This is a genomic window from Microbacterium sp. (assembly GCF_031179285.1).
GTDB lineage: Bacteria > Actinomycetota > Actinomycetes > Actinomycetales > Microbacteriaceae > Microbacterium.
The window spans coordinates 1-1,630 of the sequence record NZ_JAPSHY010000079.1; the positions used below are offsets into that span (position 1 = coordinate 1).

General features: G+C 68.0%; 2 protein-coding genes. Both read left to right on the plus strand.

What is annotated here, in order from left to right:
• Positions 1 to 960 (plus strand): ParB/RepB/Spo0J family partition protein (locus tag RIN18_RS17615; RefSeq protein ID WP_309105277.1); only part of this gene is annotated, 960 nt, incomplete at its 5' end.
• Between the two features lie 86 nt (positions 961 to 1,046).
• The coding region (locus RIN18_RS17620; RefSeq protein ID WP_309105278.1) for an MFS transporter at positions 1,047 to 1,630 on the plus strand (584 nt) is incomplete at its 3' end.

Consider the following 1,630-nt stretch of genomic DNA (forward strand, 5'->3'; position numbering starts at 1 on the left):
GGGATCGGCGCCCTCATCCCAACCGCGGACCAGGCCGAGCGTCCGGTGGACGTCTTCTTCCCCGGCGCTTCGAAGCCGAAGCAGGATGCTGCACAGCCTGCGTCCGCGCCCGAGCCGACCGAGCCGCTGCACGACGACGAACTCGCCGCGGTGCCCGGCATCCGGCTGATTCAGGTCGACCCGCAGAAGATCGTGCCGAACCCGCGACAGCCACGCACCCATTTCGACGAAGACGACCTCGCCGAACTGGTGCACAGCGTCAAAGAGTTCGGCGTCCTGCAGCCGGTCGTCGTGCGGAGGAACGGCGACGACGAGTTCGAGCTGATCATGGGGGAGCGGCGTACGCGCGCCGCCCGCGAAGCCGGACTGGCCTCGATCCCCGCGATCCTCCGCGAGACCGCTGACGAGAACCTTCTCCGCGATGCCCTGCTCGAGAACCTACACCGCTCCGAGCTGAACCCCTTGGAGGAGGCGTCCGCGTATCAGCAGCTCCTCGAGGACTTCGGTATCACGCAGGAGGAGCTCGCCAGCCGGATCGGCCGCTCCCGCCCGCAGATCAGCAACACGATCCGCCTGCTGCGCCTGCCGCTTCCTGTCCAGCAGCGTGTCGCGGCCGGCGTGCTTTCCGCAGGGCACGCCCGAGCCATCCTGTCGGTCGAGGATCCGGAGCGGATGCAGCAACTCGCCGACAAGGTCGTCAACGAGGACCTCTCAGTACGCGCCACCGAGCAGGCGGCGAAGAGCCTGCCCGCGGCGGCGGGTACGGCGCCCCGCCCGACACCCGGTGCGCGTCGTGCGTACCTCGATGAGGTGTCGACGAAGCTCGGCGACCGCTTGAACACACGCGTTCAGATCACGCTGGGCGCAAGAAAAGGCCAGCTCAAGATAGATTTCGCGTCAATACAGGATCTGAACCGCATCCTGTCGGAGATCGGTGAGGAGCAGTACGGCGCGCGCTAGACACTCGGCGTACACACCCGAAAGGTTTCTGCGGCGCGGAGACAGGAGGCACTAGGCTCCGATCACCAGCTCGACGAGGAGGCCCCATGACCCAGTCAGTGCTACCCGCAGCGATCCGCGGCCGCGTCATCGGAGTCAGCATCGCCGCGGCGCTCGGCGGTTTCCTGTTCGGCTTCGACACCGCGGTGATCAATGGTGCCGTCGATGCGCTGGCGGGCGCGTTCGACCTCGGCGTCGCGCTGAAGGGGTTCGCGGTCTCCTCCGCGCTGATCGGCTGTGCGATCGGCGCCTGGTTCGCGGGCCCGGTGGCGAATCGCCTCGGTCGCGTACCGACCATGCTGATCGCCGCAGCGCTGTTCTTCATCTCCGCTCTCGGGTCAGGCCTCGCCTTCGGCGTTGTCGACCTCATCGTGTGGCGCGTGATCGGCGGGCTCGGGGTCGGCGCGGCATCCGTCATCGCCCCCGCTTACATCGCGGAGGTGTCACCCGCTCACGTCAGAGGGCGCCTCGGCTCGCTCCAGCAACTCGCCATCGTCACCGGCATCTTCGTCGCCCTGCTCTCCGATGCCATGCTCGCGAACGTCGCAGGTGGTGCAGCCGAGCCGCTGTGGGGGCTGGAGGCGTGGCGGTGGATGTTCATCGCCGAAGCCGTCCCGGCCCTGATCTACGG